General features: G+C 72.4%; 1 protein-coding gene. It reads left to right on the top strand.

Annotated elements, in window-relative coordinates:
• Window positions 1-98 precede the first annotated feature (98 nt).
• Window positions 99-435, top strand: a 337-nt coding sequence (locus GUY60_RS38100; protein WP_223178790.1) for a hypothetical protein, incomplete at its 3' end; no start/stop codon positions are given.

Below are 435 nucleotides of genomic sequence, written 5' to 3'. Positions count from 1 at the left end.
TGTATAAGAGACAGCCTCATGCCCGTCCCCGTAACTCCTACGGGCTAAATGATCTCCGTACGTACATGGCGGGGGCCTCCGCTGCGCAGTGTGCTCGTGTGACAGTCATGACCGCGCGGCGCGCGGCCTCTCCGGCCCGGCGTCGCGCCCTCCTCATCACGCCGTTCCTCGGCCTGCTCCTGGCCGCCCCCGCCGAGGCCGCGGCGGCGACGGCCACACCCGCGCCCACGACCACACCCGCGACCGTGTCCGTATCCGCCTCCGCGCACGTCTCCAGCTCCCTCAGCCCCAACGGCCGCCCCCGCGTGGACAGTTGTGCCTACGCCGGCGTCGACCTCCCGCTGGAGGAATGGGCGGAGGTCGCACGCAAGGAGGGCGTCGCCGAGGCCGTGCGCAGGGCGTGCCGCCACACCACGCCGCCACCGGCCCCAAAAC

The organism is Streptomyces boluensis (assembly GCF_009908195.1).
GTDB classification, from domain to species: domain Bacteria; phylum Actinomycetota; class Actinomycetes; order Streptomycetales; family Streptomycetaceae; genus Streptomyces; species Streptomyces boluensis.
The sequence above is the reverse complement of the archived record's forward strand: the minus strand, read 5'-3'. Positions and strand labels throughout refer to the sequence as shown.